The 25,723-nt window shown below is 63.7% G+C and carries 27 protein-coding genes; 9 read left to right on the top strand and 18 right to left on the bottom strand.

The features are described 5' to 3' along the window. Window positions 1-26: 26 nt before the first annotated feature. The 4 genes from AC5V87_RS26530 to grxD are packed head-to-tail and all read right to left on the bottom strand — an operon-like array spanning window position 27 to window position 3,505. Window positions 27-1,310 (bottom strand): serine hydrolase domain-containing protein, encoded by a 1,284-nt coding sequence (locus AC5V87_RS26530; RefSeq protein ID WP_495368175.1) that lies wholly within the window; start codon window positions 1,308-1,310, stop codon window positions 27-29. Then, entirely contained in the window at window positions 1,291-2,577 is a 1,287-nt protein-coding gene (locus tag AC5V87_RS26535) for a serine hydrolase domain-containing protein (protein ID WP_495368176.1), read from the bottom strand. The genes AC5V87_RS26530 and AC5V87_RS26535 overlap by 20 nt, the downstream gene beginning before the upstream one ends. A 46-nt stretch (window positions 2,578-2,623) precedes the next feature. Further along, a complete protein-coding gene (locus tag AC5V87_RS26540) occupies window positions 2,624-3,175 on the bottom strand; it encodes an O-acetyl-ADP-ribose deacetylase (RefSeq protein WP_456837643.1) in 552 nt (183 codons plus the stop codon). A gap of 3 nt (window positions 3,176-3,178) precedes the next feature. After that, window positions 3,179-3,505, bottom strand: coding sequence for a Grx4 family monothiol glutaredoxin (gene grxD / locus AC5V87_RS26545; RefSeq protein ID WP_027560233.1), 327 nt, complete (start codon window positions 3,503-3,505; stop codon window positions 3,179-3,181). 228 nt (window positions 3,506-3,733) lie between these two features. On the opposite strand from grxD, the gene egtB reads away from it, so the two are divergent. Continuing rightward, window positions 3,734-5,032 (top strand): ergothioneine biosynthesis protein EgtB, encoded by a 1,299-nt coding sequence (gene egtB, locus AC5V87_RS26550; protein ID WP_495368177.1) that lies wholly within the window; start codon window positions 3,734-3,736, stop codon window positions 5,030-5,032. 49 nt (window positions 5,033-5,081) lie between these two features. Then, the gene (gene egtD / locus AC5V87_RS26555; protein ID WP_495368178.1) at window positions 5,082-6,053 is read left to right on the top strand and encodes an L-histidine N(alpha)-methyltransferase; all 972 of its coding nucleotides are present in this window, start codon (window positions 5,082-5,084) and stop codon (window positions 6,051-6,053) included. Between the two features lie 195 nt (window positions 6,054-6,248). On the opposite strand, the gene AC5V87_RS26560 is transcribed toward egtD, so the two are convergent. Beyond that, on the bottom strand, window positions 6,249-7,451 hold the full coding sequence (locus AC5V87_RS26560; protein ID WP_495371945.1) for a low temperature requirement protein A: 1,203 nt from the start codon (window positions 7,449-7,451) through the stop codon (window positions 6,249-6,251). Between the two features lie 42 nt (window positions 7,452-7,493). Beyond that, window positions 7,494-7,730 carry a BolA family protein gene (locus AC5V87_RS26565; protein ID WP_456837640.1) on the bottom strand — a complete coding sequence of 79 codons (237 nt, stop codon included), beginning with the start codon at window positions 7,728-7,730 and terminating at the stop codon, window positions 7,494-7,496. 194 nt (window positions 7,731-7,924) lie between these two features. Between AC5V87_RS26565 and AC5V87_RS26570 the strand changes: the two genes are divergently transcribed. Next, complete coding sequence (locus AC5V87_RS26570; protein WP_495368179.1) at window positions 7,925-8,284, top strand: DUF427 domain-containing protein; 360 nt, start codon at window positions 7,925-7,927, stop codon at window positions 8,282-8,284. A gap of 156 nt (window positions 8,285-8,440) precedes the next feature. Here AC5V87_RS26570 and AC5V87_RS26575 read toward each other — a convergent pair whose 3' ends face one another. Next, on the bottom strand, window positions 8,441-8,614 hold the full coding sequence (locus AC5V87_RS26575; protein ID WP_456837638.1) for a DUF1328 domain-containing protein: 174 nt from the start codon (window positions 8,612-8,614) through the stop codon (window positions 8,441-8,443). 186 nt (window positions 8,615-8,800) lie between these two features. Here AC5V87_RS26575 and AC5V87_RS26580 point away from each other — a divergent pair, with 186 nt between their 5' ends. Then, window positions 8,801-9,988, top strand: coding sequence for an acyltransferase family protein (locus tag AC5V87_RS26580; protein WP_456837637.1), 1,188 nt, complete (start codon window positions 8,801-8,803; stop codon window positions 9,986-9,988). A gap of 90 nt (window positions 9,989-10,078) precedes the next feature. Here the strand turns inward: AC5V87_RS26580 and purL are convergent, their stop codons facing one another. Then, a complete protein-coding gene (purL, locus tag AC5V87_RS26585) occupies window positions 10,079-12,289 on the bottom strand; it encodes a phosphoribosylformylglycinamidine synthase subunit PurL (protein WP_495368180.1) in 2,211 nt (736 codons plus the stop codon). Window positions 12,290-12,476: 187 nt separating this feature from the next. On the opposite strand from purL, the gene AC5V87_RS26590 reads away from it, so the two are divergent. Next, window positions 12,477-12,938 (top strand): PaaI family thioesterase, encoded by a 462-nt coding sequence (locus AC5V87_RS26590; RefSeq protein ID WP_456837635.1) that lies wholly within the window; start codon window positions 12,477-12,479, stop codon window positions 12,936-12,938. Window positions 12,939-13,081: 143 nt separating this feature from the next. Here AC5V87_RS26590 and AC5V87_RS26595 read toward each other — a convergent pair whose 3' ends face one another. Then, entirely contained in the window at window positions 13,082-13,678 is a 597-nt protein-coding gene (locus AC5V87_RS26595) for a TetR/AcrR family transcriptional regulator (protein WP_456837634.1), read from the bottom strand. Window positions 13,679-13,816: 138 nt separating this feature from the next. On the opposite strand from AC5V87_RS26595, the gene AC5V87_RS26600 reads away from it, so the two are divergent. Then, window positions 13,817-14,215, top strand: coding sequence for a RidA family protein (locus tag AC5V87_RS26600; RefSeq protein ID WP_495368181.1), 399 nt, complete (start codon window positions 13,817-13,819; stop codon window positions 14,213-14,215). Window positions 14,216-14,243: 28 nt separating this feature from the next. Here the strand turns inward: AC5V87_RS26600 and AC5V87_RS26605 are convergent, their stop codons facing one another. Genes AC5V87_RS26605 through purC form a run of 5 tightly spaced genes read right to left on the bottom strand, consistent with a single transcriptional unit; the run spans window position 14,244 to window position 17,201 of the window. Beyond that, window positions 14,244-15,218, bottom strand: a complete 975-nt coding sequence (locus AC5V87_RS26605) for a tripartite tricarboxylate transporter substrate binding protein BugD (RefSeq protein ID WP_495368182.1) — start codon at window positions 15,216-15,218, stop codon at window positions 14,244-14,246. Then, complete coding sequence (gene purQ / locus AC5V87_RS26610) at window positions 15,215-15,916, bottom strand: phosphoribosylformylglycinamidine synthase subunit PurQ (RefSeq protein WP_495368183.1); 702 nt, start codon at window positions 15,914-15,916, stop codon at window positions 15,215-15,217. The genes AC5V87_RS26605 and purQ overlap by 4 nt, the downstream gene beginning before the upstream one ends. Before the next feature lie 16 nt (window positions 15,917-15,932). Then, window positions 15,933-16,166 carry a hypothetical protein gene (locus tag AC5V87_RS26615; protein ID WP_495368184.1) on the bottom strand — a complete coding sequence of 78 codons (234 nt, stop codon included), beginning with the start codon at window positions 16,164-16,166 and terminating at the stop codon, window positions 15,933-15,935. 11 nt (window positions 16,167-16,177) lie between these two features. Continuing rightward, window positions 16,178-16,420 carry a phosphoribosylformylglycinamidine synthase subunit PurS gene (purS, locus tag AC5V87_RS26620; RefSeq protein WP_456837629.1) on the bottom strand — a complete coding sequence of 81 codons (243 nt, stop codon included), beginning with the start codon at window positions 16,418-16,420 and terminating at the stop codon, window positions 16,178-16,180. A 13-nt stretch (window positions 16,421-16,433) separates the two neighbouring features. Beyond that, window positions 16,434-17,201 (bottom strand): phosphoribosylaminoimidazolesuccinocarboxamide synthase, encoded by a 768-nt coding sequence (purC, locus tag AC5V87_RS26625; protein WP_172782948.1) that lies wholly within the window; start codon window positions 17,199-17,201, stop codon window positions 16,434-16,436. A gap of 332 nt (window positions 17,202-17,533) precedes the next feature. Here purC and AC5V87_RS26630 point away from each other — a divergent pair, with 332 nt between their 5' ends. After that, window positions 17,534-17,857, top strand: a complete 324-nt coding sequence (locus tag AC5V87_RS26630; protein WP_456837628.1) for a DUF1476 domain-containing protein — start codon at window positions 17,534-17,536, stop codon at window positions 17,855-17,857. 94 nt (window positions 17,858-17,951) lie between these two features. Then, window positions 17,952-19,382, top strand: coding sequence for an adenylosuccinate lyase (purB, locus tag AC5V87_RS26635; RefSeq protein WP_495368185.1), 1,431 nt, complete (start codon window positions 17,952-17,954; stop codon window positions 19,380-19,382). A gap of 69 nt (window positions 19,383-19,451) precedes the next feature. Here the strand turns inward: purB and cynS are convergent, their stop codons facing one another. From cynS to AC5V87_RS26655, 4 genes are all read right to left on the bottom strand, one after another. Then, window positions 19,452-19,940, bottom strand: coding sequence for a cyanase (gene cynS / locus AC5V87_RS26640; protein ID WP_495368186.1), 489 nt, complete (start codon window positions 19,938-19,940; stop codon window positions 19,452-19,454). A gap of 100 nt (window positions 19,941-20,040) precedes the next feature. After that, window positions 20,041-20,973 (bottom strand): ABC transporter ATP-binding protein, encoded by a 933-nt coding sequence (locus tag AC5V87_RS26645; protein WP_495368187.1) that lies wholly within the window; start codon window positions 20,971-20,973, stop codon window positions 20,041-20,043. A 153-nt stretch (window positions 20,974-21,126) separates the two neighbouring features. Continuing rightward, window positions 21,127-21,966: a nitrate ABC transporter permease gene (gene ntrB, locus AC5V87_RS26650; RefSeq protein WP_495368188.1), complete on the bottom strand. Its 840-nt coding sequence runs from the start codon at window positions 21,964-21,966 to the stop codon at window positions 21,127-21,129. A gap of 172 nt (window positions 21,967-22,138) precedes the next feature. Continuing rightward, window positions 22,139-23,518 (bottom strand): CmpA/NrtA family ABC transporter substrate-binding protein, encoded by a 1,380-nt coding sequence (locus tag AC5V87_RS26655; RefSeq protein WP_495368189.1) that lies wholly within the window; start codon window positions 23,516-23,518, stop codon window positions 22,139-22,141. A gap of 160 nt (window positions 23,519-23,678) precedes the next feature. On the opposite strand from AC5V87_RS26655, the gene AC5V87_RS26660 reads away from it, so the two are divergent. After that, window positions 23,679-25,625, top strand: coding sequence for a sigma-54 interaction domain-containing protein (locus AC5V87_RS26660; protein ID WP_495368190.1), 1,947 nt, complete (start codon window positions 23,679-23,681; stop codon window positions 25,623-25,625). Window positions 25,626-25,723 lie beyond the last annotated feature (98 nt).

A 25,723-nucleotide genomic window follows, 5' to 3' on the forward strand; every position in this document is an offset into this window, starting at 1 on the left:
TCAAGAAAACGCGTCGAAGCAAGAATCTACCGCCCCATCGCCTGATAGATCAGCGTCTTCAGTGCGAGCTGGATCCGGCCGCGCTGCGACGGCGTCTGCACCATGAAGATCCCGAACAGATCGTCCTCGGGATCGATGAAGAAAAACGTGCCGCCGACCCCGTCCCAGCGATATTCGCCGAGCGGCCATGAGGTGCCTGATGGCACCGAGGTGCGCACCGCGAAGCCGAGGCCGAAGCCGCTCGTCCCGCCCGGATAATAGTTCTGGTCGCGCCCGATCCTGGTCTCGGGGCCGATGTGGTCTGACGCCATCAGCGCAATGGTCTCGGGCTTGAGATAGCGCCGGCCTTCATACGTGCCGCCGTTCAGCAGCATCTGCGCGAAACGGGCGTAGTCACCGATCGTGCCGACCATGCCGCCGCCGCCCGACTCCCATTTCAGCGGCAGCCGGATATCGCGAACCTGCGTCGTCGGATTGATGTTGCGATCCGCCGGCATCGGCTCGGCAATGCGCGCGAACTTTTTGGGATCGGCGACGAAGAACGCGGTTTCGCTCATGCCGAGCGGATCGAGCAGCCGCTCCTTCTCGAACTGGAGCAGCGTCTTCCCTGACACCACCTCAATGACGCGGCCGAGCACGTCGGTGGAATAGCCGTAATCCCACATCGTGCCGGGCTGCTCGACCAGCGGCAGCGTGGCGATCTTCGCGGCAAACTCGGCATTGCTGAGATTGCTGTTGAAGAGATTGGCCTCGGCATAGAGCTCGCGCACCATGCCGCCGCCGACATAGCCGTAAGGCAGCCCGGAGGTGTGGCGCATCAGATCTTTGATCGTGACCGGACGATTCACCGGCTCCATCACCAGCGAAACCTTGCCGTCCTCGGCCTTCGTCTCGACGCCGACCTTCATCTTGCCAAAGGCCGGAATATATTTGGCGACGGGATCGTCGAGCGAGAGCTTGCCCTCCTCGACCAGCATCATCGCCACGACTGATGTGATCGGCTTCGACATCGAGTAGAGGCGGAAGATCGTGTCCGCGCTCATCGACAGCTCGGTCGCAACGTCGCGGACGCCGAAATTCTCGTAATAGACCGGCTTGCCGTGCTGCTGGAGCAGCAGGATCGCGCCCGGAAACGTCCCCGCGGCGATCTCGCTCCGGATGTAGTCGGAGACCTTTGCCAAACCTTCGGGCGAGAGATTGTGCGCGACGCGCCCCACCGAGCCCGCCTGCGCACCGACTGCACAAGACAAAAGGACGAGCGCCGCAATCAGCGTGCGGCGCCCGAACGTGTCAATTCTCCATGGCTTCATAGACCAACTGCTTCAATGTCCGCTGCACGCGCTGGCGCTCGGTGGGGGTCTGCTCGAGCAGGACGAAGAACATGTCCTGCTTGGGGTCGATCACGAAGTAGCAGCCGGAGGCGCCGTCCCACTTCAATTCCCCGAGATCGCCGGGCGGCGGCGGCTTTGCGTTGCCGGGATCGGTGCGGACGGCAAGGCCGAGGCCGAAGCCAAAGCCGTCGCCGGGGAAATAGAAATAGTCGCGATCAACGCCCGATTTCGGGCCGATCTGGTCGGTCACCATCAGCTTGAACGTCTCCGGCTTGAGGATGGTCTTGCCATCGAGACTGCCGCCGTTGAGCAGCATCTGCGCGAAGCGCTCATAGTCGGCCATGGTCGTGACCATGCCGCCGCTGGCGAACTGGATCTTTTTGACGGCGGTCGGATCGTTGATGCGGCCGACGCGGAAATCACTGTCGTTCGGCACCGGCTGCGCCAGCAGCTTCTGCTTCTCGGGAGCGGTGACGAAAAAGCCTGTATCGACCATGCCGAGCGGATCGAGCAGCTTCTCCCGCATGATGTCGATCAGCGGCTTGCCGGCCGCGACTTCCATCACGCGCGCCAGAACGTCGGTAGAGTGGCCGTATTGCCAGAGCGCGCCCGGCTGATTGTGCAGCGGCAGCTTGGCGATGCGCTCGGCGAACTCGGCAAGGTCGAAATCGCCGTCATAGATCTTGGCGTCGCGATAGGCCTTGCGCACCAGGCTGTCGCCGTAGAAGCCGTAGGTGACGCCGGAAGTATGCGTCATCAGATCCTTCACCGTCATCGGGCGGTGCGGCGGCACCAGCTCGAGCGACCTGGTGCCGTCCTCGGCCTTTTTCTCGACGCCGACCTTCACATTGGCAAAGGACGGAATGTATTTCGAGACGGGGTCGTCAAGGTTGATCTTGCCGTCCTCGACCAGCTGCATCGCGACCACTGAGGTGATCGCCTTGGTCATCGAGAACAGGCGGAAGATCGTCTTGTCGGTGATCGGCGCCTTGCTGACGACGTCCTGCACGCCGAAGGCCTCGCGATAGACCGGCTTGCCGTGCTGTTTGATCAGCACGGTTGCACCGGCGATCTTGCCGGCCGCAACCTCGTTCTTGAAGAACTCGCTGATCCTGCCGAGCTTCTCCTGGTTGAAATGCGCGCCGGCCGGAATCTCGTAGGTGCCCTCGGCGCGCGCGAACGACATCGCACTCAGCGACACCAGCGCGCTGCAAACCAGCGCACGCAGTCCAGAATTTGAAATCATATCCCCTCCCCGGAACCCGACCAGCCGGAGTGTACCGGCCGCGCCATCAGGCACAAGGGCTGCCGTAGCGCGCCAGAACGTCGGCGTGGAGGGCGGCGCTTGCCTCGGAGAAACAACAGAATATGACGCGGGTGACCGCCGGCGCAGCCGGAAGTGCTTCTATGGTGGCATGGACCGCGATCTTCGCGGCCCGGTCGGCCGGGAAGCGATAAACACCGGTCGAGATCGCGGGGAATGCCACCGAAGTCAGCTCGTGCTCGCCGCACAGCTCGATCGAACGGCGATAGCAGGAGGCGAGCAGGTCGTCCTCGCCGATTGTGCCGCCGTTCCAGACCGGCCCGACGGTGTGGATCACATGCGCAGCCTTGAGCCGGTAGCCTTTGGTGATCTTGGCATCGCCGGTCGGGCATCCGCCGAGCGTCCTGCACTCGGCAAGAAGCTCAGGCCCGGCGGCCCGATGGATCGCACCATCGACGCCGCCGCCGCCAAGGAGCGAAGAATTTGCGGCGTTGACGATCGCGTCAACGCCAAGCGTGGTGATGTCAGCGACGATGACCTCAAGCTCCGCGCCGCCAATCCGGCGCGTCAGCGCGGTCACACCTCAGGCCGCGACGGCGACGCCCTTCTCGGTGAAGAGCTGCTGCAATTCGCCGGCCTGGAACATCTCGCGGACGATGTCGCAGCCGCCGATGAACTCGCCCTTCACATAGAGCTGCGGGATGGTCGGCCAGTTCGAATATTCCTTGATGCCGTTGCGCAGCTCGGCGGATTCGAGAACGTTGAGGCCCTTATAGCCGACGCCGATGTGGTCGAGGATCTGGACGACCTGGCCGGAGAAACCGCACTGCGGAAATTGCGGCGTGCCTTTCATGAACAGAACCACGTCGTTCGACTTCACTTCGTTGGCGATGAATTCCTCGATGCTCATATCCGTGTCCTTCTGGGGCGGAGCCCTCAACGATTCCCTCGGGCCGGCTCAGCCGATCTAACCCGATCCTTGGCTATATATGTAGCCCAAACCGTTGTGCATCCAAAGTAAAATGGCGGCGACGGCCGGCCGAACCGGCTCCCGGCCGATGGGCTGATGACACTAATATTAACGGCGAGGAGGACTTTTATCCCGTAACGGAGGCCCCATCTAGGACGAACCTCGGTTTTGGAACCGGCCAACGCCAACAACGTTCTCTTGTTCTGTCTGGAGAAAAACGTGACGAAAACAGCCTCCGCTACGGCCACTACCCCGCTTTCGTCACCGTCCTCCGCCCCCGGCAACCTCGCCCAGCGGCTCCAGGACGCGTTCGCGGCCGTCCGCAAGGAAACCGAGCGCCGGGCCGGGCCGCTATCGCCCGAGGACCAGCAGATCCAATCCATGCCGGATGCGAGCCCGGCGAAATGGCATCGGGCCCACACCACCTGGTTCTGGGAGCAATTTCTGCTCGGCGAGCATGTCCCTGGCTACAGGCCCTTCCACCCTGACTTCGCGTTCCTGTTCAATTCCTATTACGTCAGCGCCGGCCCACGTCATGCCCGCAATCATCGCGGCGACATCACCCGTCCCAGCGCGGACGAGGTCGGCGCCTACCGCCGCCATGTCGATGCGGCGGTCGTCAAATTCTTCCGCGAGGCCGATGAGGACAAGCTTCGCTCCGTCGCGCCACTGGTCGAGGTCGGGCTCAACCACGAGCAGCAGCATCAGGAATTGATGTTCACCGATATCCTCCACGCCTTCGCGCAGAACCCGGTCTACCCGGCCTATGATCCGGACTGGCGCTTTCCGCCTGCGACACGCACCGGCGACGACTGGCTGACGCTCAACGAGGGCATCCACACCGTCGGCCATGTCGACGACAGCTTCCATTTCGACAATGAGAAGCCGGCGCACCGCGCGCTCATCGGTCCGGTGAGGATCGCCCGCAATCTCGTCACCAATGCCGAATGGCTCACCTTCATGCGCGAGGGCGGCTACCGGACCGCAACGCTGTGGCTGATGGATGGCTTTGCGGCGGCCAGCAAGGAAGACTGGCAGGCGCCTGGCCATTGGCGCGAGGTGGATGGCGGATGGCAGGTGATGACCCTCGCCGGCCTCAAGCCGGTCGATCCCGACGCGCCGGTCTGCCACGTCAGCTATTACGAAGCCGATGCCTACGCGCGCTGGGCCGGCAAGCACCTGCCGACCGAGATGGAATGGGAGGTCGCGGCGCGCACGGGCCAGCTCAACGATGCGTTCGGCATCGTCTGGCAATGGACGCGATCTTCGTACTCGCCCTACCCGGGCTACCGCGCCATCGAAGGCGCGCTCGGGGAATACAACGGCAAGTTCATGGTCAACCAGCTGGTGCTGCGCGGCTCCTCGCTTGCAACTCCCGAGGGCCACAGCCGTATCACCTATCGCAACTTCTTCTATCCGCACCACCGCTGGCAGTTCACGGGGCTGCGGCTCGCCGATTACGTCTAGTTCTTATCCGACGACAATGCGCGCCGGACAGCGCGTTCAGGAGAGTATCATGAATGTGCACGCCAGCGCTTTGGCCGAAGCCCATTTGCCCGACGAGCAGACCACCGCTTTCGCCCGCGAGGCCATCGAGGACCTCTCGCAGCAGCCGAAAAAACTGTCGCCGAAGTATTTCTACGATGCGACCGGCTCGGAGCTGTTCGAGGCGATCACCAAGCTGCCGGAATATTACCCGACCCGCACGGAGCTATCGATCCTGAAGGAGCGCGGCAGCGAGATCGCAAAAATCATTCCGGAGCATGCCGCGCTGGTCGAGTTCGGCGCCGGCGCGACCACGAAGGTCCGCCTGCTGCTCAATCATTGCAAGTTCGCTGCCTATGTGCCCGTCGACATCTCGGGCGACTTCCTCAAGGCGCAGGCCAACGGCCTGAAGCGGGATTTTCCGGCGCTCGGCATCTATCCGGTCGCAGCCGACTTCACCACGCCATTCGAGCTGCCGAAGGCGGTCGCGACGATGCCCAAGGTCGGCTTCTTCCCCGGCTCGACCATCGGCAATTTCGAGCCTCATGATGCGCAGGGCTTCCTGAAGAGCGCCCGCCAGATCCTCGGCAAGGGCGCGCAGATGATCATCGGTGCCGACCTCGAGAAGGACGAGCGCGTGCTCTTCGACGCCTATAATGACGCTGCCGGCGTCACCGCGCGCTTCAACCTCAATGTTCTCGTGCGCATCAACCGCGAGCTCGGTGGCAATTTCGACCTCTCCGCATTCACCCACCGCGCGCTCTACAATCGCGAGCGGCACCGCATCGAGATGCATCTGATCAGCAAGAAGAGCCAGACCGTGCGCCTGCTCGGCACCAGTTTCTCGTTCCGCCCGGGCGAGAGCATCCACACGGAGAACAGTTATAAATACAGCATCGAGCGCTTCGCCGCGCTGGCGCAGGGCGCCGGCTGGCGGGTGCGCGAGAGCTGGACGGATGCAGCCAAGATGTTTTCGGTGCATGCGCTGGAGGTGGCGGAGTAGACGCTCGGACACTGCGGCGCATCCTTCGAGACGCCCGCTTAGGCGGGCTCCTCAGGATGAGGACGGAGTGTGCGGCGGCAGCTTCAACGGGCGCTGACGCGAATTAGCCTCATCCTGAGGAGACCGCCACCGGGTCCGCGCTAAGCGCGGCCCGATGACAGGCTCAGCGGTCGTCTCGAAGGATGAGGCGCTTGCTCAGGCGGGTTCCGAGTCCTCAACCTCCTCCGCCTTCGACCCCAGCGACACCGACTCCCACACCGCGACCACGATCAAGATCAGGCTGGTCGCAACCGACAGCCAGAGCGGCGACAGATCGGCGGCGAACCACCACAGCGCCAGCAGCAGGATGATGGCAATGCCGTGCGAGAGCTGGAGGAAGCCGCGGATCGAATACTTGAACAGGATGGTGCCGACCAGGAACACCAGCGGACCGCCGAGCGTGCTCACGATGGTGCGGACGTCGGAATGGCCGGTCGGGTGCTTAAGCACCAGCTCGTCCGAGACCGCGGTCAGGATGATTCCGGCGACGATCGGCGTATGCAGGTAGGTGTAGGCGAGCCGGGCCAGGCGACCGGATTCGGCGGATTTCGAGATGCGTTCGGAGCCGGCCTCGGCCCCCTTGTGGAAATAGACCCACCACATCGCGATGCTGCCGACCAGCGCCGAGACGAAGGCAAGGATGTTGTCGGCGGTCCACTCCAGCTCGGCGAAGGTGGCGCCGTTGACGACGATGGCCTCGCCGAGCGCGATGATGATGAAGCCGGCGCAGCGTTCGGCCATGTGGCCGCCCTCGACGGCCCAGGCCTCCACCGACGAGAATCCCAGCTTCGGGACCCAGAAGCGGACCGCCGGCGAGACGTATTCGATCGTCAGCGCCGCGATCCAGAACCACAGCCGCTGCTGCCCGTGCGCGAGGCCACCGAGGATCCAGAACACCGCGGAGCCGCAGAGCCAGACCAGGATGCGGATCGCGTTGTGCCGCACCGCGGTGCGGTGGCGCGGGGTCGCGAACATCCAGAACGCGGTGCGTCCAACCTGCATGGTCGCGTAGGCGAGCGCGAACCACAGGCCCCGGCCCTCGAACGCGGTCGGGATCGTCGTCGACAGCACGAGCCCACCCAGCATCATCAGGAAGAGCAGGATGCGGACCGGCGTCAGCTCGGGATTGAGCCAGTTGGTGACCCAGGCGGTGTAGACCCACACCCACCATACCGCCAGAAACAGCAGTGTGACCTCGACCGCGCCGAGCGGCGTGAAATGGTGCAGCAGCGTGTGCGAGACCTGCGTGATCGCAAACACGAAGACGAGGTCGAAGAACAGCTCGGCATTGGTGACGCGGCTGTGCTGGTTCGGCACGATGACGCGAAACATCGCGCCGCGCGGATTGTCCGCAGCCATCATCGTGCCCTCGGTCGCGAAATCAGGTCAGGTGCAATTCGGTCAAGTACTTGGCACCCCGGTCTGCAGCGCGAGCGCATGCAGCACGCCGCCCATCTGGCCGCGCAGGGACTGATAGACGATCTGGTGCTGCTGGACGCGGGACTTGCCGCGGAAGGATTCGGAGATCACGGTCGCGGCATAGTGATCGCCATCGCCAGCGAGGTCACGGATGGTCACCTCGGCATCGGGGATTGCTGCCTTGATCATCGCCTCGATATCGTGGGCGTCCATGGGCATTCGGGTCTATCTCCTTAATCTCGGCTTGGATCAGCCTCACCGTCGAATCGCTGCCGGGGTCCCCTCGCCGGCAAGGGCAAACTTAGCGTGATCGGGCTTCTGCGTCACGCGTTCCGGCACTATATCCCTCGTGCCATCAGGATAAAGGCACGACAAAGTGCCGCGCGGCAGATTGATCGAAAAGGCGTGAAATCATGAAGCTTCTAGGGCCCGACCACCCTATCACCATCAGCCAAAACCCCCGGCGCGTCCGCGTCACGGCGGGCGATATCGTGATCGCCGAGACCAGCAGGGCGCTGACCCTGAAGGAGGCGAAATATCCGGCAGTGCAATATGTGCCGCGAGAGGACGCCAACATGGCGCTCCTGGAGCGCACCGACCGCGTCACCCACTGCCCCTACAAAGGGGACGCGAACTATTACAGCGTCAAGGCCGACGGCAAGACGCTGGACAACGCGATCTGGACCTACGAGACGCCCTACCCCGCGATGACCGAGATTTCCGGCCATCTCGCCTTCTATCCGGACAAGGTGAAGATCGAGGAAGTGGGGTAATTGCCTCGCACGCCGCCGTCATGGCCGGGCCTTGTACCGGCCATCCACGTTCTTGGCCGCAATCGATAAGACGTGGATGCCCAGGTCAAGCCTGGTCAAGCCCGGGCACGACGACTGAGCGTGCTGACGCAGACCGGCTGCGCCCACGCAACCCTGCTAGGCCCTGAAGACCGTGAGCCCTAATATCAGCAGCACCAGGAAGATCACGACGAAGATATAGAACAGGAAGCGGGCGATGTCGGCGGAGGCGGCCGAGATGCCGGTGAAGCCGAGCACGCCGGCCACGATCGAGACGAGTAGGAAAATCAGCGCCCATTTCAGGATCGTCATTGCCAGCTCCGAAATAGCTGCCGCTCGTCGCGGCCCCGTCAAGCCCATTCGCGAAGGCTAACTTCGCTGCCCGGAACTGGTTCCTAATGTCGCCACGGCTGACCTACCGCCTAAACTGCCCTTGCTGAATCGAGTTCCCGGCGGCACAGTCCAGCCGGGAGCAGGAACGCGATCGGGGCGGCCACGATGACGATGTCACATTCAGCGACGATCGGCGCAGAGGTGCATGCCGCGCCGAAGAGCAAGGCGCGCAATTTGGCGATCGATCGCGCCCGCACCTTCCTCACTCTGGTGGTGCTGCTGCATCACGCGGTGATCCCCTATACCTATTTCGGTCATACCGATCCGAAGTACTTCTTCGGCTTCGACATGATCGTGCTCGCCACCGACAGTTTCTTCATGGCGATGTTCTTCTTCCTGTCGGGACTGTTCGCCTGGTCCGGTATCGCCCGGAAGGGACCGTTGAACTATTTGCAGGATCGCCTGCTTCGACTCGCGCTGCCATTCGTGATCTGCGCCTTCACGGTTATTCCGCTCGCCTATTACGCCATCTCACTTCGGCAGCATCCCGAGATCGGCTTTTCGGAATATTATTGGAATATGATCACGAAGGGCCCGTGGCCGAGCGGTCCGGTCTGGTTTCTCTGGGTCTTATTCGGCTTCGACCTGGTTGCCTGCCTGCTGTACCGGCTGTCGCCCAATCTGCTCGATCCGATCAATCGCCTCTCGCTATACGGTCGCCGTCGGCCCGCCGCGTTCTTCGCAGTCATGCTTGCCGTGACCGCGGCCTTCTACATTCCCGGGCGGGTTCACTTCGGAGCAAGCAGTTGGTTCGAGTTCGGGCCGTTCTCGGTCCAGCACGGGCGCGTGATGCTCTACGCGACCTATTTCTTTTTCGGTGCCGGCATTGGCGTTGCGCAAATGGATCGCGGGCTGCTCGCCGTCGACGGCCGGATGGCGAAGGTCAGCTGGGACTGGATGGTGCTGACGATCGTTCCGTATTGCCTCTTGTGGGGACTGATCTTTATCAAGCGCGAAATACTGGGCAATCCGACGCCGTTGCCGGACTGGTATGAAGCGCTCTATGCCATCTGCTTCACTGTCTTCAGCGTAGCCATCATGTTTCTGATCCTGGCCTTTTTCCAGAGGTTCAAGCAATCAGGTTCAGCCAAGTTGCTCGATCCAATGCAGAGCGACGCGTATGGCATGTTCCTGGTGCACTATCCGATCGCACTGTGGCTGCAATACTGGCTGTTCGACTATGATCTGCCAGCGATCGCCAAGGCGACGATCGGGTTCGTGCTGACAGTCGCGTTCAGTTGGGCGCTAACGCGCGCCTTGCGCCAGATCCCCGGGGCAACGAACGTGCTGTGATTGAGCCTAGTCATTCCGGGGCGATGCGTAGCATCGAACCCGGAATCTCGTGATTCCGGGTTCGCGCTTTCGCGCGCCCCGGAATGACCCTCAGGCCGCCTTCCCGCTCATATACTCAGGCAGCCAGCGCTCGAACGACTTCCGAAGCACGTCGATCGTAACCGGCGCCTCGCCCGCGATCGCGATGGCATCGCCACCGGTGGTGCCGATGCGCACGCAGGGCACCTCGCAGCCGCGCATCTTGGCGAGCACGCGGCCGGCTTCCGTTTCCGGCACGGTGACGAGATAGCGCGCCTGGTCCTCGCCGAACCAATAGGCCTGGGGGACCAGCGCGGTCGGCGCCGCCAGCAGCTTGGCGCCGATGCCGCCCGCGATCGCCATTTCGGCAAGCGCGATCAGCAGGCCGCCGTCGGAGAGGTCGTGCACGGCGGTCGCTGTGCCCGCATGGATCATTCCGCGCACGCAGTCACCGTTGCGCTTCTCCGCGGCGAGATCGACCGGCGGCGGCGCGCCCTCCTCGCGGCCGCAGATGTCGCGCAAATAAACCGACTGGCCGAGCCAGCCGTGGGTTTCGCCGATCAACAGGATCGCCTCGCCTTCGGCCTTGAACGCGAGCGAGGCCGACTTGGTGAAGTCGTCGAGCAGGCCGACACCGCCGATCGACGGTGTCGGCAGGATCGCGCGGCCGTTGGTCTCGTTGTAGAGCGAGACATTGCCGGAGACGACCGGGAAATCCAGCGTGCGGCAGGCTTCCGAGATGCCCTTCAGGCAGCCGACGAACTGGCCCATGATCTCGGGCCGCTCAGGATTGCCGAAGTTGAGATTGTCGGTGATCGCGAGCGGCTTGCCGCCGACCGCGGTGATGTTGCGCCAGGCTTCCGCCACCGCCTGCTTGCCGCCTTCGAACGGATCGGCCTCGCAATAGCGCGGCGTGACGTCGACGGTGAGCGCGAGGCCCTTCGGACCGTCCTGCACGCGCACCACCGCGGCATCGCCGCCAGGACGCTGCACGGTGTTGCCGAGGATGACGTGATCGTACTGCTCCCACACCCAGCGCTTGCTGCACATATCGGGCGTGCCGATCAGCTTCTCCAGCGCAGCGCCGACACCCATCGGCGCCGGTACGTCCCGCGCATGCACGATCGGCAGCGCGGCCGAGGGGATATGCGGGCGGTCATAGACCGGCGCCTCGTCGCCGAGCTCCTTGATCGGAAGGTCAGCCATGACGTCGCCGCCATGCTTGACCACGAAGCGCTTGCTCGGCGTGGTGTAGCCGACCACGGCGAAGTCGAGGCCCCACTTCTTGAAGATGGCCTCGGCTTCCTGTTCCTTCTCGGGCTTGAGAACCATGAGCATGCGCTCTTGACTCTCCGAGAGCATCATCTCGTAGGCGCTCATACCGGTCTCGCGGGTCGGCACCGCATCGAGATCGAGATCGACGCCGAGGTCGCCCTTGGCGCCCATTTCCACCGCCGAGCAGGTCAGACCGGCCGCGCCCATGTCCTGGATCGCGATGACGCAGCCCTTCTCCATGATCTCGAGGCAGGCCTCGAGCAGCAGCTTTTCGGCAAAGGGGTCGCCGACCTGCACCGTCGGGCGCTTCTCCTCGGATTTGTCGTCGAACTCGGCCGAGGCCATCGAGGCGCCGTGGATGCCGTCGCGCCCCGTCTTGGAGCCGAGATAGACGATCGGCATATTCACGCCGGAGGCGGCCGCATAGAAGATCTTGTCCGCGTCGGCGAGGCCCACCGCCATCGCGTTGACGAGGATGTTGCCGTCATAGCGGGTGTGGAAGCGCACCTGGCCGCCGACCGTCGGCACGCCGAAGGAATTGCCATAGCCGCCGACGCCTGCGACCACGCCGGAGACGAGATGGCGCGTCTTGGCGTGCTCGGGCGCGCCGAAGCTCAGCGCATTCAGGCAGGCGATCGGCCGTGCGCCCATGGTGAAGACGTCGCGCAAGATGCCGCCGACGCCGGTGGTCGCGCCCTGATAGGGCTCGATGTAGCTCGGGTGGTTGTGGCTCTCCATCTTGAAGACGACGGCCTGGCCGTCGCCGATGTCGATCACGCCGGCATTCTCGCCGGGCCCCTGGATCACCCAGGGCGCCTTGGTCGGCAGGCCGCGCAGATGGATGCGCGAGGACTTGTACGAGCAGTGCTCGTTCCACATCGCCGAGAAGATGCCGAGCTCGGTGAAGGTCGGCTCCCGCCCGATCAGCTTCAGGATGCGCTCATATTCGTCGGGCTTGAGCCCGTGGGCGGCAACCAGTTCGGGGGTGATCTTCGGTTCATTCTTCATGGCTTCAGGGGCTTTCGGCGGCGTTTGGCCGTTCTTAGGAACATCGGATGGCTTCGAAAAGCCCTTTATGACGCATTTTCCCGCTGTCCCACGTTTTGCGGCCGAGGGCCTTCTCGGGAACAGGAATTGCATTGCGCGAACGGATCGGATCTAAGGGCTCAAGACCCGCAATTGAAGGCCTATTTCCTTGCACGAATTGACCAAACCGCTCCCGCCCCGCCGCCCCGACCTCCACGTCGCCGCCGAGGGGGAGTTTGCCGGCTGGCGGACCTGGATTCGCGACAGTTTTGAGTCCCATGTTGGGCCCTTCTGGCACCGGATCGAACAGGATGGCAGCGTCCGCTGTGCCTTCAGGGTCGAGAAGAAGCACCTCAACGGCTCGGGCAACGTCCACGGCGGCTGCTACATGGCCTTTGCCGACTATTCGCTGTTCGCGATCGCCACCCACGAGCTGGATGGCAGGGCCGTGACCACCAATTTCGCCTGCGAATTCCTCGATGCGGCACGGGAGGGCGAGTTGATCGAATGCACCGGTGAGGTGAGCCGGGCCGGCGGCTCGCTGATCTTCCTGCGCGGCAAGATGATGTCCGGCGGACGGGCGCTGTTCACCTTCTCGGGCACGATCAAGCGGATGAAGCGGAAGGCGTAACAGCAGGCAAACGCATCGCGCGACGCCTTCCCTTTGCGCGCCCGGATGCGAAGCAATTAATAACCCACCGACGCGAAGAGCCGAACCGCTCGCGACCTGGCAGTTGATCAACTCGATCTTCCCAGCCTGGAGATCACCAGCCGTCAAATGGGCTTGAGCAACAATCCGCTGGCCAATTCCCGAAAGGCTTCAACGGCCTTGTTCAGCACGGATGGCGGATCGTCGGCTGCGGCGACCCATAGCGCTGCGCTCAGCGCGGCTCCGTTCAGCAGTCGTCCTGCCGCTTCGACATCAACCGGCTTCACGAGCCTCTCTTCGATGAGTGACCGGATCGTTCGCATGGTGATATCTAGGCAGGCGTTCTCACCGGGCCACTTCGATGGATCACCGAGTACTGCGGGTCCATCCAAAAGCATGATGCGCTGAATTTCAGGATCGAGCGCCATTTCGATATAGGCGGAGCCCTCTGCGAGTAGGCCTTGCCACAAGGTGGGCGCTTGCTCCCGTACCGCGCGCAGCCGCTCCGCCATTTCGCCATCGATCTGCTCGACGACGGCCCAGAGCAGCCCCTTCTTGTCTTCGAAATTGTGATACAGCGCGCCCCGCGTCAGCCCCACCGAGGCCGTCAGCTCATCCATCGAAGCGTCTGCATAACCTTGCGTGGCGAATGCCTTACGCGCGGCGCCGATGAGCTTGGCCCGATTTTCCGCCATGGCTGCGGCGCGCTTTCCCTCGGCCATGCTCGCTCCATTTTCCAGTTGACATACGCCACGTATGTGAGCGATATCTCGCATACGAAGCGTATATGAACGATGCCACGGCCGGCGCCGTAAGGCAATTCGGCCGTCTTTCCGGTGTTTTTTCGAAAGGCTCAAAACATGCCCCAGCGCGAGGCCATCTTTCCCGCTAACCGCCATGCACTTTACGAAGCGCACCGCTACTCGGCTGCCATCCGGTCCGGCGACTTGCTGTTCGTCTCGGGGCAGGTCGGTAGTCGCGAGGACGGCTCACCCGAGCCGGTTTTCCAGCACCAAGTCCGGCGTGCGTTTGCCAATTTGCGCGCCGTGCTCGCAGCGGCCGGATGCACGCTGGACGATGTGGTTGACGTCACCACGTTTCACACCGATCCTGAGAAGCAGATCGAAACCGTGATGGCTGTCCGTAGCGCGGAGATCGGCGACGCGCCCTATCCGAACTGGACGGCTGTCGGCGTGAATTGGCTTGCCGGATTCGACTTCGAGATCAAGGTCGTCGCCCGGATTCCTTCAGCTGCGTAAGGTCGCTTCCCGCCAATGCGGGAACCGCCTATTGCTTGGCATCATCCGCCAGCATCTTGCGATACTTCTCGACGTCGCGCATCACCAGCTTCTGGAGAATTTCGGGCGTGTGCTCGTCGGGATCCGGCGCGACGGTCGACAGGTCGGCAAAGCGCTTCTTCACCGCCTCCGTTTCCACGGCGGTGCGGGCGGCAGCATTGAGTTTTGCGATGATGGCGGGCGGCGTGCCCTTCGGCGCGAACAGGCCGTTCCAGCCCTGCGCCTCGAAGTCGGGCAGCCCGGCTTCGGCCGACGTCGGCAGCTCCGGCAGTGTCGCGAGCCGCACGGTCGAGCCGACGACCAGACCCTTCACCAGTTTCTCGTTGATCGACTGCGAGACAGAGGCCGCCGCGTCGCAGACGCCGTCGATCTGGCTGCCGACCGCATCGGTGAGCGCGGGCGCGGCGCCGCGATAGCCGACCAGCGTCGCGTCGATCCCCGCCGCGGTAACGAAGCTCTTGCAGATCAGGTAATTCGAGGAGCCGACCCCGGCATGGCCGAGATTGATCTTGCCGGGATTGGCCTTGGCATAGGCGATGAACTCTTTCAGATCCTTCGCCGGAAAATCCTTGCGCAGCGCGATGATGCCGAACGTCTTCGCCACCATTGCGATCGGCACGAAGGAGTCGGGCGTGAATGGCAGCTTTGGATAGATCGTGTAGGTCGCGGCATTGGTGCCGGCATTGCCGATCGCGATGGTGTAGCCGTCAGGCTCGGCGCGCGAGGCGCGTGCCAGCGCGGTCGAGCCGCCGGCGCCCGCGACATTCTCGATCACGATGGTCTGGCCGAGCGCGATGCCCATCTGCTCGGCCACCGTGCGCGCGATCACGTCCGAGGTGCCGCCGGCCGCGAACGGCACGATCATGGTGATCGGACGCTTGGGAAAGTCCTGCGCGAATGCCGCCGTCGCAAACGCAATGACCACGGCGGCGGCCGACAGCCGCTTCAACACGAACGGGATCACGCGGCCTTTTCCAGGTGTGCGGTGAGGCCGGCGAACAGGCCGCGGCCGTCGGTGCAGCCCATGATGTCTTCGACGTGATTTTCGGGATGCGGCATCATGCCGAGCACATTGCCCCCCTCGTTGATGATCCCGGCGATGGAATGCACCGCGCCGTTAATGTTGTTGGCCTCGTCGACCACGCCGTCGGCCGAGCAGTAGCGATAGAGCACCCGCCCCTCGCCTTCGAGCCGCTTGATGGTCTCTTCATCTGCTTCGTAATTGCCCTCGCCATGGGCGACGGGCACGCGGATCACCTGACCGGCATTGTAGCCGCGGGTGAACGGCGTGTCGGAGCGCTCTACGCGCAGATGCACGTCCTTGCAGATGAATTTCAGCCGCGCATTGCGCATCAGGATGCCCGGCAGCAGGCCGGACTCGCACAGGATCTGGAAACCGTTGCAGACGCCGAGCACCAGCCCGCCCTTGCCCGCATAATCGCGCACCGCATCCATCACCGGCGACCGCGCCGCGATCGCGCCACAACGCAGATAGTCGCCGTAGGAGAACCCGCCCGGCACGACGACGAGATCGGTGCCCGCCGGCAGCGACGTCTCGGCGTGCCAGACCATCGCGGGCTCACGGCCAGAGACGAGCTTCAGCGCACGAGCCATGTCGCGCTCGCGATTGATTCCGGGGAAGACGAGGATGGCGGCTTTCATTGTGCGGGTGCGTCATTCAGTTCGAGGCGAGTTTCAATACGGTCCAAGCGAGTTTCGTGGCGGAGTAGGGTGGCATGAATGCTCGAAATCTCCTGAAAACGCTGGTGATTTCGTGGCCGATGCCAGTCTGGGACGTTCGCATGGGCTGCATTTCTTGCTTGAGCTCGTCGATCTTTCCATCGACCTGCGTAAGCCGCGCTTGGATCGACTTCATCACCTCGAACATCAATTCCGGTGTGACGTCGGCCATGCTGCCCGTCCCTATGCCTTCATCTCGATGGCGTAGTTCTCGATCACGGTGTTCGCCAAGAGCTTGTCGGCGGCTTCCTTGAGCGCCGCCTCCGCCTTGGCTTTGTCAGCGCCGGCGAGCTCGATGTCGAACACCTTGCCCTGGCGGACGCTGGCGACGCCGTCGACGCCGAGCGACTTCAGCGCGCCTTCGATGGCCTTGCCTTGCGGATCGAGGATGCCGTTCTTCAGGGTAACGGTGACACGTGCCTTCACGTCAAAATCCTCTTCAGCTCTTCACCAGCACGGGACCCGTGCCCTGCGGACGCTCGTTCTCCATGAGGATGCCGAGGCGCTTTGCGACTTCCGTGTAGGCCTCGAGCAGGCCACCGAGATCTCTGCGGAAACGGTCCTTGTCGAGCTTCTCGTTCGACTTGATGTCCCAAAGACGGCAGCTGTCCGGCGAGATCTCGTCGGCGACGATGATGCGCATCATCTCGTTCTCGAACAGGCGGCCGCACTCCATCTTGAAATCGACGAGGCGGATGCCGATGCCGAGGAAGAGGCCGGTGAGGAAGTCGTTGACGCGGATGGCGAGCGCCATGATGTCGTCGATCTCCTGCGGCGTCGCCCAGCCAAAGGCGGTGATGTGCTCTTCCGACACCATGGGGTCGTTGAGCTGGTCGTTCTTGTAATAGAACTCGATGATCGAGCGGGGCAGCTGCGTGCCCTCCTCGATGCCGAGGCGCTGCGACAGCGAGCCGGCGGCGACGTTCCGCACCACCACTTCCAGCGGCACGATCTCGACCTCGCGAATCAGCTGCTCGCGCATGTTGAGGCGGCGGATGAAATGGGTCGGCACCCCGATGTCATTGAGGTGCTGAAACAGGTACTCCGAGATCCGGTTGTTGAGGACACCCTTGCCCTCGATCACCTGATGCTTTTTGGCATTGAACGCGGTGGCGTCGTCCTTGAAGTGCTGGATCAGGGTACCGGGCTCGGGACCTTCATAGAGTACCTTTGCCTTGCCTTCATAAATACGACGCCGACGGCTCATGGGGATGTACCGTGTTTTGTTGAAATCCATGTATTTGGTGTGCTCCGGTTACCAGGTTACGACCCACAGCGGAGCTGCCGTGAACGGCCGGGAACCAGTCTATAACCCCAAGGAAACCTGAGGAAACAGAACGGGAACCAAGCCTTCAGGCAACCTATCCGATTGGCTGTCGCAGCACAATCGATCCGGTCCATCCGACGCTGACTTATACCGCCTTGCCTGCGGCTTAACGGCTCGTTGTTTTGCCGATTCCTGCCCTCTATCTAGGCATGCACGTGGGCCATCGCAACGAGGCGGACCGGGGCCCGGAAAGCGAAGGAATTGGAAGAGGCATGAGCGAAATCAACAAGCGCGAGGAAGGCTTTGAGAAGAAGTTCGCCCTCGACGAGGAGCAGAAGTTCAAGGCGGAAGCCCGCCGCAACCGGCTGCTTGGGCTGTGGGCGGCCGAAAGGCTCGGAATCACCGGCGAGGCCGCCACGGCCTATGCCAAGGAGGTCGTCGCAGCCGATTTCGAGGAGGCCGGCGATGGCGACGTCCTGCGCAAGGTGATGGGCGATTTCGCCGCAAAGAACGTGGCGATCACCGAACAGGCGATTCGGGCCAAGATGAGCGAGCTGCTCGCGGTCGCGGCCGCCGAGGTGAAAGCCGGGACATAAGGCGACAGGAAGCGGCGAACGACGTTGTCAACCCCGTTCGCCGCCTCCCGCATAACAACTTGCGGCAAGGCCCGGTCAATGCCAAATGAGCGGCATGCCTCAGGATCAAATCTCGAACGTCCTCGCCGAACGCTATGCCTCGCCCGCGATGCGCGCCATCTGGAGCGGCGAAGGCAAGGTTCGCCTCGAACGCGACTATTGGATCGCCGTGCTGAAGGGTCAGCGCGATCTCGGCATCCCGGTGCCGGATGGCGTGATCGAGGCTTACGAGCGCGTCAAGGACCAGGTCGACCTCGCCTCGATCATGCGCCGCGAGCGCATCACCCGCCACGACGTCAAGGCGCGGATCGAGGAGTTCTGCGATCTCGCCGGTCACGAGCACCTGCACAAGGGCATGACCAGCCGCGACCTCACCGAGAATGTCGAGCAGCTCCAGGTCTATCGCGGGCTGCAGCTGATCGAGACCAAGAGCATCGCCGCGCTGATCCGGTTTGCCAGGCACGCAAAGCAGCTGCGCGACGTGCCGTTCACGGCGCGCACGCACAACGTCGCCGCGCAGGTCACCACGCTCGGCAAGCGCGTCGCGATGTTCGGCGAAGAGATGCTGCTGGCGCATCAGAGCCTCGTCAACGTGCTGAACACCTATCCCGCGCGCGGCCTGAAGGGCGCGGTCGGCACACGGCTCGACCAGATCACTTTGTTCAACGGCGACGCCGGCAAGGCCCGCGCCCTCGAACAGCGCATCCTCGTCCATCTCGGTCTGCCCAGGAGTTTCGATGCCGTCGGCCAGGTCTATCCGCGCAGCCTCGACTTCCGCGCCGTCAGCGTGCTGGTCGATCTCGCCAGCGGCCCGGGCAGCTTCGCCAAGACGCTGCGCCTGATGGCCGGTCATGAGCTCGCCAGCGAAGGTTTTGCCAAGGGCCAGGTCGGCTCCTCCGCGATGCCGCACAAGATGAACAGCCGCTCCTGCGAGCGCATCAACGGCCTGCATGTGGTCCTGAAGGGCTATCTCGCGATGGCCGCCGGCCTTTCCGGCGACCAGTGGAACGAGGGCGACGTCTCCTGCTCCGTGGTCCGCCGCGTCATGCTGCCCGACGCCTTCCTCGCCATGGACGGCCTGCTCGAAACCCTGCTCTCGGTGCTCGACCAGATGGAGATTTTCGACGCGGTCGTCGCGACCGAGCTCAACCGTTATCTGCCCTTCCTGCTGACCACCACGGTGATGATGGAAGCGGTGAAGAAGGGCGCGGGGCGCGAAGGCGCGCACGAGGCGATCAAGGAGCATGCGGTCGCGGCCATCCGCGACCTGCGCACCGGCAAGATCGTGCAGAACGACCTGTTGCAGCGTCTCGCTGCCGACCAGCGTCTTGGCCTCAGCGAAGCCGAGCTGCAGCGCGTGCTCGATCACGGCCGCGCCAATTCCGGCGATGCCGGCGCGCAGGTCGATCATTTTGCCGAGCAGGTCGACGTACTGGCAAAAGCGAAGCCTGAGGCGGCCAGCTACGCGCCGGGCGCGATTTTGTAAGCGAATAGTGAGTGGCGAGTAGCGAATAGGAAAAGTCCATTCGCTACTCGCAATTCGCCGTTCGCCCCCTCACTCCTCCTTGAAGCCGTACTCCGGCACATTGCCGCTGGCACCGTAATATTTGTACGGCAGGAATTTTCCGCTCATCGTGATCTTGACGCGGTCGCCCTTCGGGTTGGCGACGCGCTCCATGGCCATGTCGAAGTCGATCGCCGACATGATGCCGTCGCCGAATTCCTCCTCGATCAGCGCCTTCCAGGCCGGACCGTTCACCATCACCATCTCGTAGAAGCGGTAAATCAAGGGATCGGTCGGCGGCATCGGCGTGCCGGTGCCGCGCATCGGCACCTCGTTGAGCATCGCAACTTCCGCCTTCGACAGGCCGAACAGCTCGCCCGCATTAACCGCCTGCGGCTTTGTCAGCTTCATCTGGCCGAGGATCGCGCCGACGATCAGAACTTCGGAGTAGCCGCCGATCTTCTCGCAGATGTGTTTCCAGCTCCAGCCCTTCTCGCGCTTGATGTCGAGCAGCTTTTCGGTGAGGTCTTCGCGTTTCATTCTCGGGTCTCCTCTTCGTTGGATGTCAGTGCGCCCGGGCAAAAGCGCAAAGCGCCTCTTCAAATAGAATGTCCCGGGCATCCACGTTCTTGGCCGTGGTTCAAGAAGACGTGGATGGCCGGGACAAGCCAGGCCATGACGTCTCTCCAGGCGGCTCCAGCTTCGCATCTGATGCGATCGTCAGCCCGGGCTTGCCGATGTGGACCACGGGCACGTTGCGCGGATCGTGATCGGGCGTCTCGGCGGCAAAACTCTTGCTGCGCGTCACCAGGAAATCGATGATGTGGTTGCGCAGCGCGTAGTAGAGCGGATGGCGGTGCAGGTCGGTACGGCCGCGATCCCTGGGCAGCGGGTTCTCGACGACCTCGGCCAGCACCGCGCCCGGGCCGTTGGTCATCAGGAAGATCTTGTCGGCGAGATAAATGGCCTCATCGACGTCATGGGTGATCATGAACGCGGTCTGCCCGGTTTCGAGACAAATCCGCCGCACCTCGTCCTGGAGCGTGCCGCGCGTCAGCGCGTCCAGCGCCGAGAACGGCTCGTCCATTAGCATCATCTTCGGCGTGATCGACAGCGCCCGCGCGATGCCGACGCGCTGCTTCATGCCGCCTGACAGCTCGGAGGGACGCTTGTGCTCGGAGCCGGAGAGGCCGACGAGGTCAATGAAAGTCTGCGCATGCGCCCTCACCTTCGCCCGATCCCAGCTCCGCCATTTCGAGCTCACGGCATAGGCGACGTTGCCGAGCACGGTGCGCCAGGGCAGCAGCGCGTGGCTCTGGAAGATCACGGCACGGTCGAGGCTGGTGCCCGCGATCGCCTGCCCGTCAACGATGACGGCGCCCTCGCTCGGCGCATCGAGGCCGGCGAGAATGTTGAGCACCGTGGTCTTGCCGCAGCCGGAATGGCCGATCACGCAGCAGAACTCGCCGCGGGCCATCGACAGCCAGAGATTCTCGAATATCGTCGTCGTCGCGCCGCCCGCGCCCGGATAGCGCTTGGCAATGCCTTCGATGGAGATGAATTTGTCGGTCATGTCAGGTCTGGTGTCCCGCACGCGGTGCAGCGTGCAGCGGTGCGCCGCAGATGCGGGACCCATGTCGCCACAATGGGTCCCGGTTCAACACTGCAACTCTGCGCGCTGCAGTGCGCCCGGGACACGGGAGTGATGGTCATTGAACCCACAGCCCTACTCCGGAAACGTGACCATGCGCGTGAAGCGCGCCAGGATCTGGTCGAGCAGCATGCCGACGATGCCGATCAGGAGGATGGCGATGATGACGTTGGCGATCGAGAGGTTATTCCACTCGTTCCAGACGAAGTAGCCGATGCCGGTGCCGCCGACGAGCATCTCGGCCGCGACGATGACGAGCCAGGCGATGCCGATCGAGATGCGCATGCCGGTCAGGATCGTCGGTGCCGCCGCGGGGAGGATGACGGTGAAGGCGCGCCTGACGGTGCCGACCTCCAGCGTGCGCGCCACGTTGATCCATTCCTTGCGCACGCTCGCGACGCCGAACACGGTGTTGAGCAGCATCGGCCAGATCGAGCAGATGAAGATCACGAAGATCGCGGAGGCCGAAGAGTCCTTGATGGTGTAGAGCGCCAGCGGCATCCAGGCCAGCGGCGAGATCGGCTTCAGCACCTGGATGAAGGGATCGAGCGCCTTGCTCAGCAGCGGCGACATGCCGATCAGGAATCCGAGCGGAATGGCGACGAGCACGGCGAGCAGATAGCCGGTGCCGACGCGCGCGATCGAATAGGCGAGCTGGATGCCGAGCCCCTTGTCGTTGGGGCCGTTGTCGTAGAACGGCCGCTTTAGATGCTCCCAGAGCTTGGCGCCGACATCGAGCGGCCCGGGCATCGCGGATTTGCCCTGCGTTGCCGTCAGGCCCATCAGCTTGGCGTATTCCGGGCTCATCGTCGCGACCGGCGCGGTGGAGCGCGTAGCCAGATGCCAGATGCCGAGGAAGGCAGCGAGCAAGACGATGGAGACGAGGCTGGCGCGGAGACGGAGGGAAGACGTCATGACGCAACCTCCGCCACGCGTGTCCCGGACGCGATGCAGCACTCCCGGCGATGCGCAGCATCGTCCGGTGTGCTGCTTCGCAGAGCCGGGACCCAGTCGCGCCGCATGGGTCCCGGCTCTGCGTCGCACCGCTTCGCGCTGCGCCGCGCCCGGGACACGAGAGCGGCGGACATCAGGACGCCCTCCTGATCTTGAAGCTCGCGACGTAATCCTCAGGCTTTTGCGGGTCGAACGTCTTCCCCATCACGGCGAACGATTTGTAGGCGGTTGCCGGCGGCGACAGGCCCATCTCGGTCATCAGCTTCTTGGTGTCGGTGGCGAGATACACCTGCTCGGCGACCGCCTTGTAGTCGACATGGCGCTTGATCTGGCCCCAGCGCTTCATCTGCGTCAGCATCCACACCGCAAAGGATTGCCAGGGGAACGGATCGAAATCGACGCGCTTGGCATCGGTCTTCACCCCGCCGAGGCCGTCGGCGTAGGTGCCGGTCAAGACCTGCTCCAGCACGGTGACCGGCGCGTTGATGTAGTTGGCGGGCGCGATCGCTTCCGCAATCTGCTTGCGGTTCTCCGCCTTCGACGCATAGGCCGTGGCATCGACGATGGCGCGCGTCAGCGCCGCAAAGCTGTTCGGCGCTGACGTGATGAACTCCTTGCTGGCGGCGAAGCTGCAACAGGGATGGCCGTCCCAGATCTCCTTCGACAGCAGATGCATGAAGCCGACGCCGTCATAGATCGCGCGCTGGCAGATATTGTCCGGCGCAAGGAAGCCGTCGATATTGTCGGCGCGCAAATTGGCGACCATCTCCGGCGGCGGCACCGAGCGCAGCTGCACGTCGGTGTCAGGGTCGAGCCCGTGCTCGGCGAGGTAATAGCGCAGCAGGTAATTATGCATGGAATAGTCGAACGGAATCGCGAATTTCAGGCCCTTCCAGTCCGCAGGATTGCGTTTGTCCTTGTGCTTGGTCGCCAGCACGATGCCCTGCCCGTTGATGTTCTCGATCGCCGGCACGGCGAACGGAATCGCGTTGGCACCGAGCCCCAGCGAGATCGCGATCGGCATCGGCGCCAGCATGTGCGCGGCGTCGTATTCCTTGTTGATGGTCTTGTCGCGGATCACGGCCCAGCCGGCGGTCTTGACCACCTCGACATTGAGACCGTGCTTGGCATAGAACCCCATCGGCGCCGCCATGATGATTGGCGTCGCGCAGGTGATCGGGATGAAGCCGACCTTGAGGTCCTTCTTCTCGGGCGCGCCGGCTTGCGCGAACACCTCGGTCGCCGTCTTCAGCGGGAAGAACTGCGACAGTGCCGCGAGCGCAGTCGACGCGCCGACCGACTTCAGGAAGGCACGCCGCGCCACGTCCTGCGGAAACATCGCGCGCATCACGGCGGAGGCGACCACGCCCTCGTAACGCTTCTCCGCGCTCGCGAGCGGTTCGCAATGCAGCGACGTCGCCTGCTCGTGCTCAGCCGCGGAACGATGCTGGCCGCAGCCACAGCCGGCTCGAAGCTTGCGATCGGGATCAAACGGATTGTCGAACGTGGACATCGGCCCTCCTGCGCGTTATTGCGAGGAGCAATTACGCAAGGAGCATGCCATGCCCCTTCGGGCGTCCAGTGCCTTGACGACGCAGCACTTTCGCCCGCGCTTGGCCGCTACGAAAACTCGTGATAAACGAGATTTCGTAGTTCAATTACGAGATTTCGCAATGGCAACGACGCCAATCTCCGTCCACGACGATGTGGCTCCTGTCATCGACCCGCGCATCGCAGCTTTCGAATCCTCCGTCGAGGCGACGCTGCTGGTCGATCCTTTCGGCGACCAGATCGTCGATGCCAATCCCGCCGCCTGCGCCCTGCTCGGCTACGACCGCGCCCTGCTGCGGCAGACGAGGGCCAGCACGCTTCACGCCGGTGAGCTTGCCGCCCTCACCGTCTTCACCCAGGCCGTACTGCACAAGGGCGCCTATTGGACCACGGCGCTCAATCCCCGCCACGCGACCGGACAAGATCTCCGGCTCGAATATGCCGGCTGCCTGCTTCCGCATGGCGGCCGCACGCTGCTGCTGCTGACGCTGACCGATCTCGAAGCGCGCCGCCGGCGCAATGTCGATGCCGCCGCCGAAGACCATATGCGCGGCGGCATCTCGACCTGGCAGCGGGTCGAGCGCGTGTTCCAGGACATAGAGCGCGAGAACCAGCTGATCCTGCGCGCGGCCGGCGAAGGCATCTATGGCGTGAACGCGGAAGGCAAGACCACCTTCGTCAATCCCGCGGCCGAACGGATGCTGGGTTGGACCGCCGAAGAGCTGGTCGGCAAGGAGATCCACCCGATCGTCCACCACACCCACCACGACGGCCGGCACTATCACAATCATGATTGCCCGATCTATGCGGCGTTCCGAGACGGCGCCGTGCATCAGGTCGATGGCGAGGTGTTCTGGCGCAAGGACGGCTCGCCGGCCTGGGTCGAATACACCTCGACACCGATCCGCGATCGCGGCGTCGTGGTCGGCGCGGTCGTGGTGTTTCGCGACGTCAGCCAGCGCCGCGAGGCCGACGAGAAGCTGCACGCAGCGCTGGCCGAGGTCGACCGTCTGCGCGAGCGGCTGGAGCTGGAGAACGCCTACCTCCAGGAGGAAATCCGCATCGAGACCAATCCGCGCGGCATCATCGGCGGCAGCGAGGCGATCCAGAAGACGCTGCGCCAGGTCAAGCTGGTGGCGCCGACCACCGCCGCGGTGATGATCACCGGCGAATCCGGCACCGGCAAGGAGCTGATCGCGCGCGCCATCCACGAGGACTCCACCCGCAGCGACCGCCCGCTGATCCGCGTCAACTGCGCCGCGATCCCGCGCGAATTGTTCGAGAGCGAGTTCTTCGGCCATGTCCGCGGCGCCTTCACTGGCGCAACGCGCGACCGCATCGGCCGCTTCGAGCTCGCCGACGGCGGCACGCTGTTTCTCGACGAGGTCGGCGAGATTCCGCTCGAATTACAAGGCAAGCTGCTGCGCGTGCTGCAGGAAGGCCATTTCGAGCGCGTCGGCGAGGCGCGCACCCGCGCGGTCGACGTTCGCGTCATCGCCGCGACCAATCGCGATCTCAAGCAGGAGGTCCAGCGCGGCCGCTTTCGCGAAGACCTCTATTTCCGCCTCAACGTATTCCCGATCGAGACGGTGCCCTTGCGCGAACGGCGCGAAGACATCCCGCTGCTCGCTCAGCATTTTTTGACACGCGAAAGCAAGGCGCTGAAGTCCAACCTGCGCCTGTCGGAAGGCGATGCGCGGCGGCTGACCCGCTATGACTGGCCCGGCAACGTCCGCGAACTGCAGAACGTGATCGAGCGCGCCGCGATCCTGTCGCAGAATGGCCGCTTGCGCATCGATCTGCCGGATACATTAGGCGCACAAGCTCCGGCCGGAGCCACCCGCCAGAAGGCCGACGCGCGCCCCGCCGTCATGACATCGTCGGAGATGCGCGACCACGAGCGCGCCAACATTCTGGCCGCGCTCGAGGCCTGCGCCGGAAAAGTCTTTGGCCCCGGCGGCGCTGCCGAGATGCTCGACATCAAGCCGACCACGCTGGCCTCGCGGATCAAGGCGCTAGGAATCGCGCCTCGTCCCCAAGCGGCCCATCCTTCGAGACGCCCGCTTTAGGCGGGCTCCTCAGGATGAGGGCGGAGTGCGCGGCAGCAGTTTCAACAGGCACCGATGCCGCTTAGCCTCATCCTGAGGAGACCGCGAAGCGGTCGTCT

The sequence above is a fragment of the Bradyrhizobium sp. SOJA106 genome, assembly GCF_059448745.1.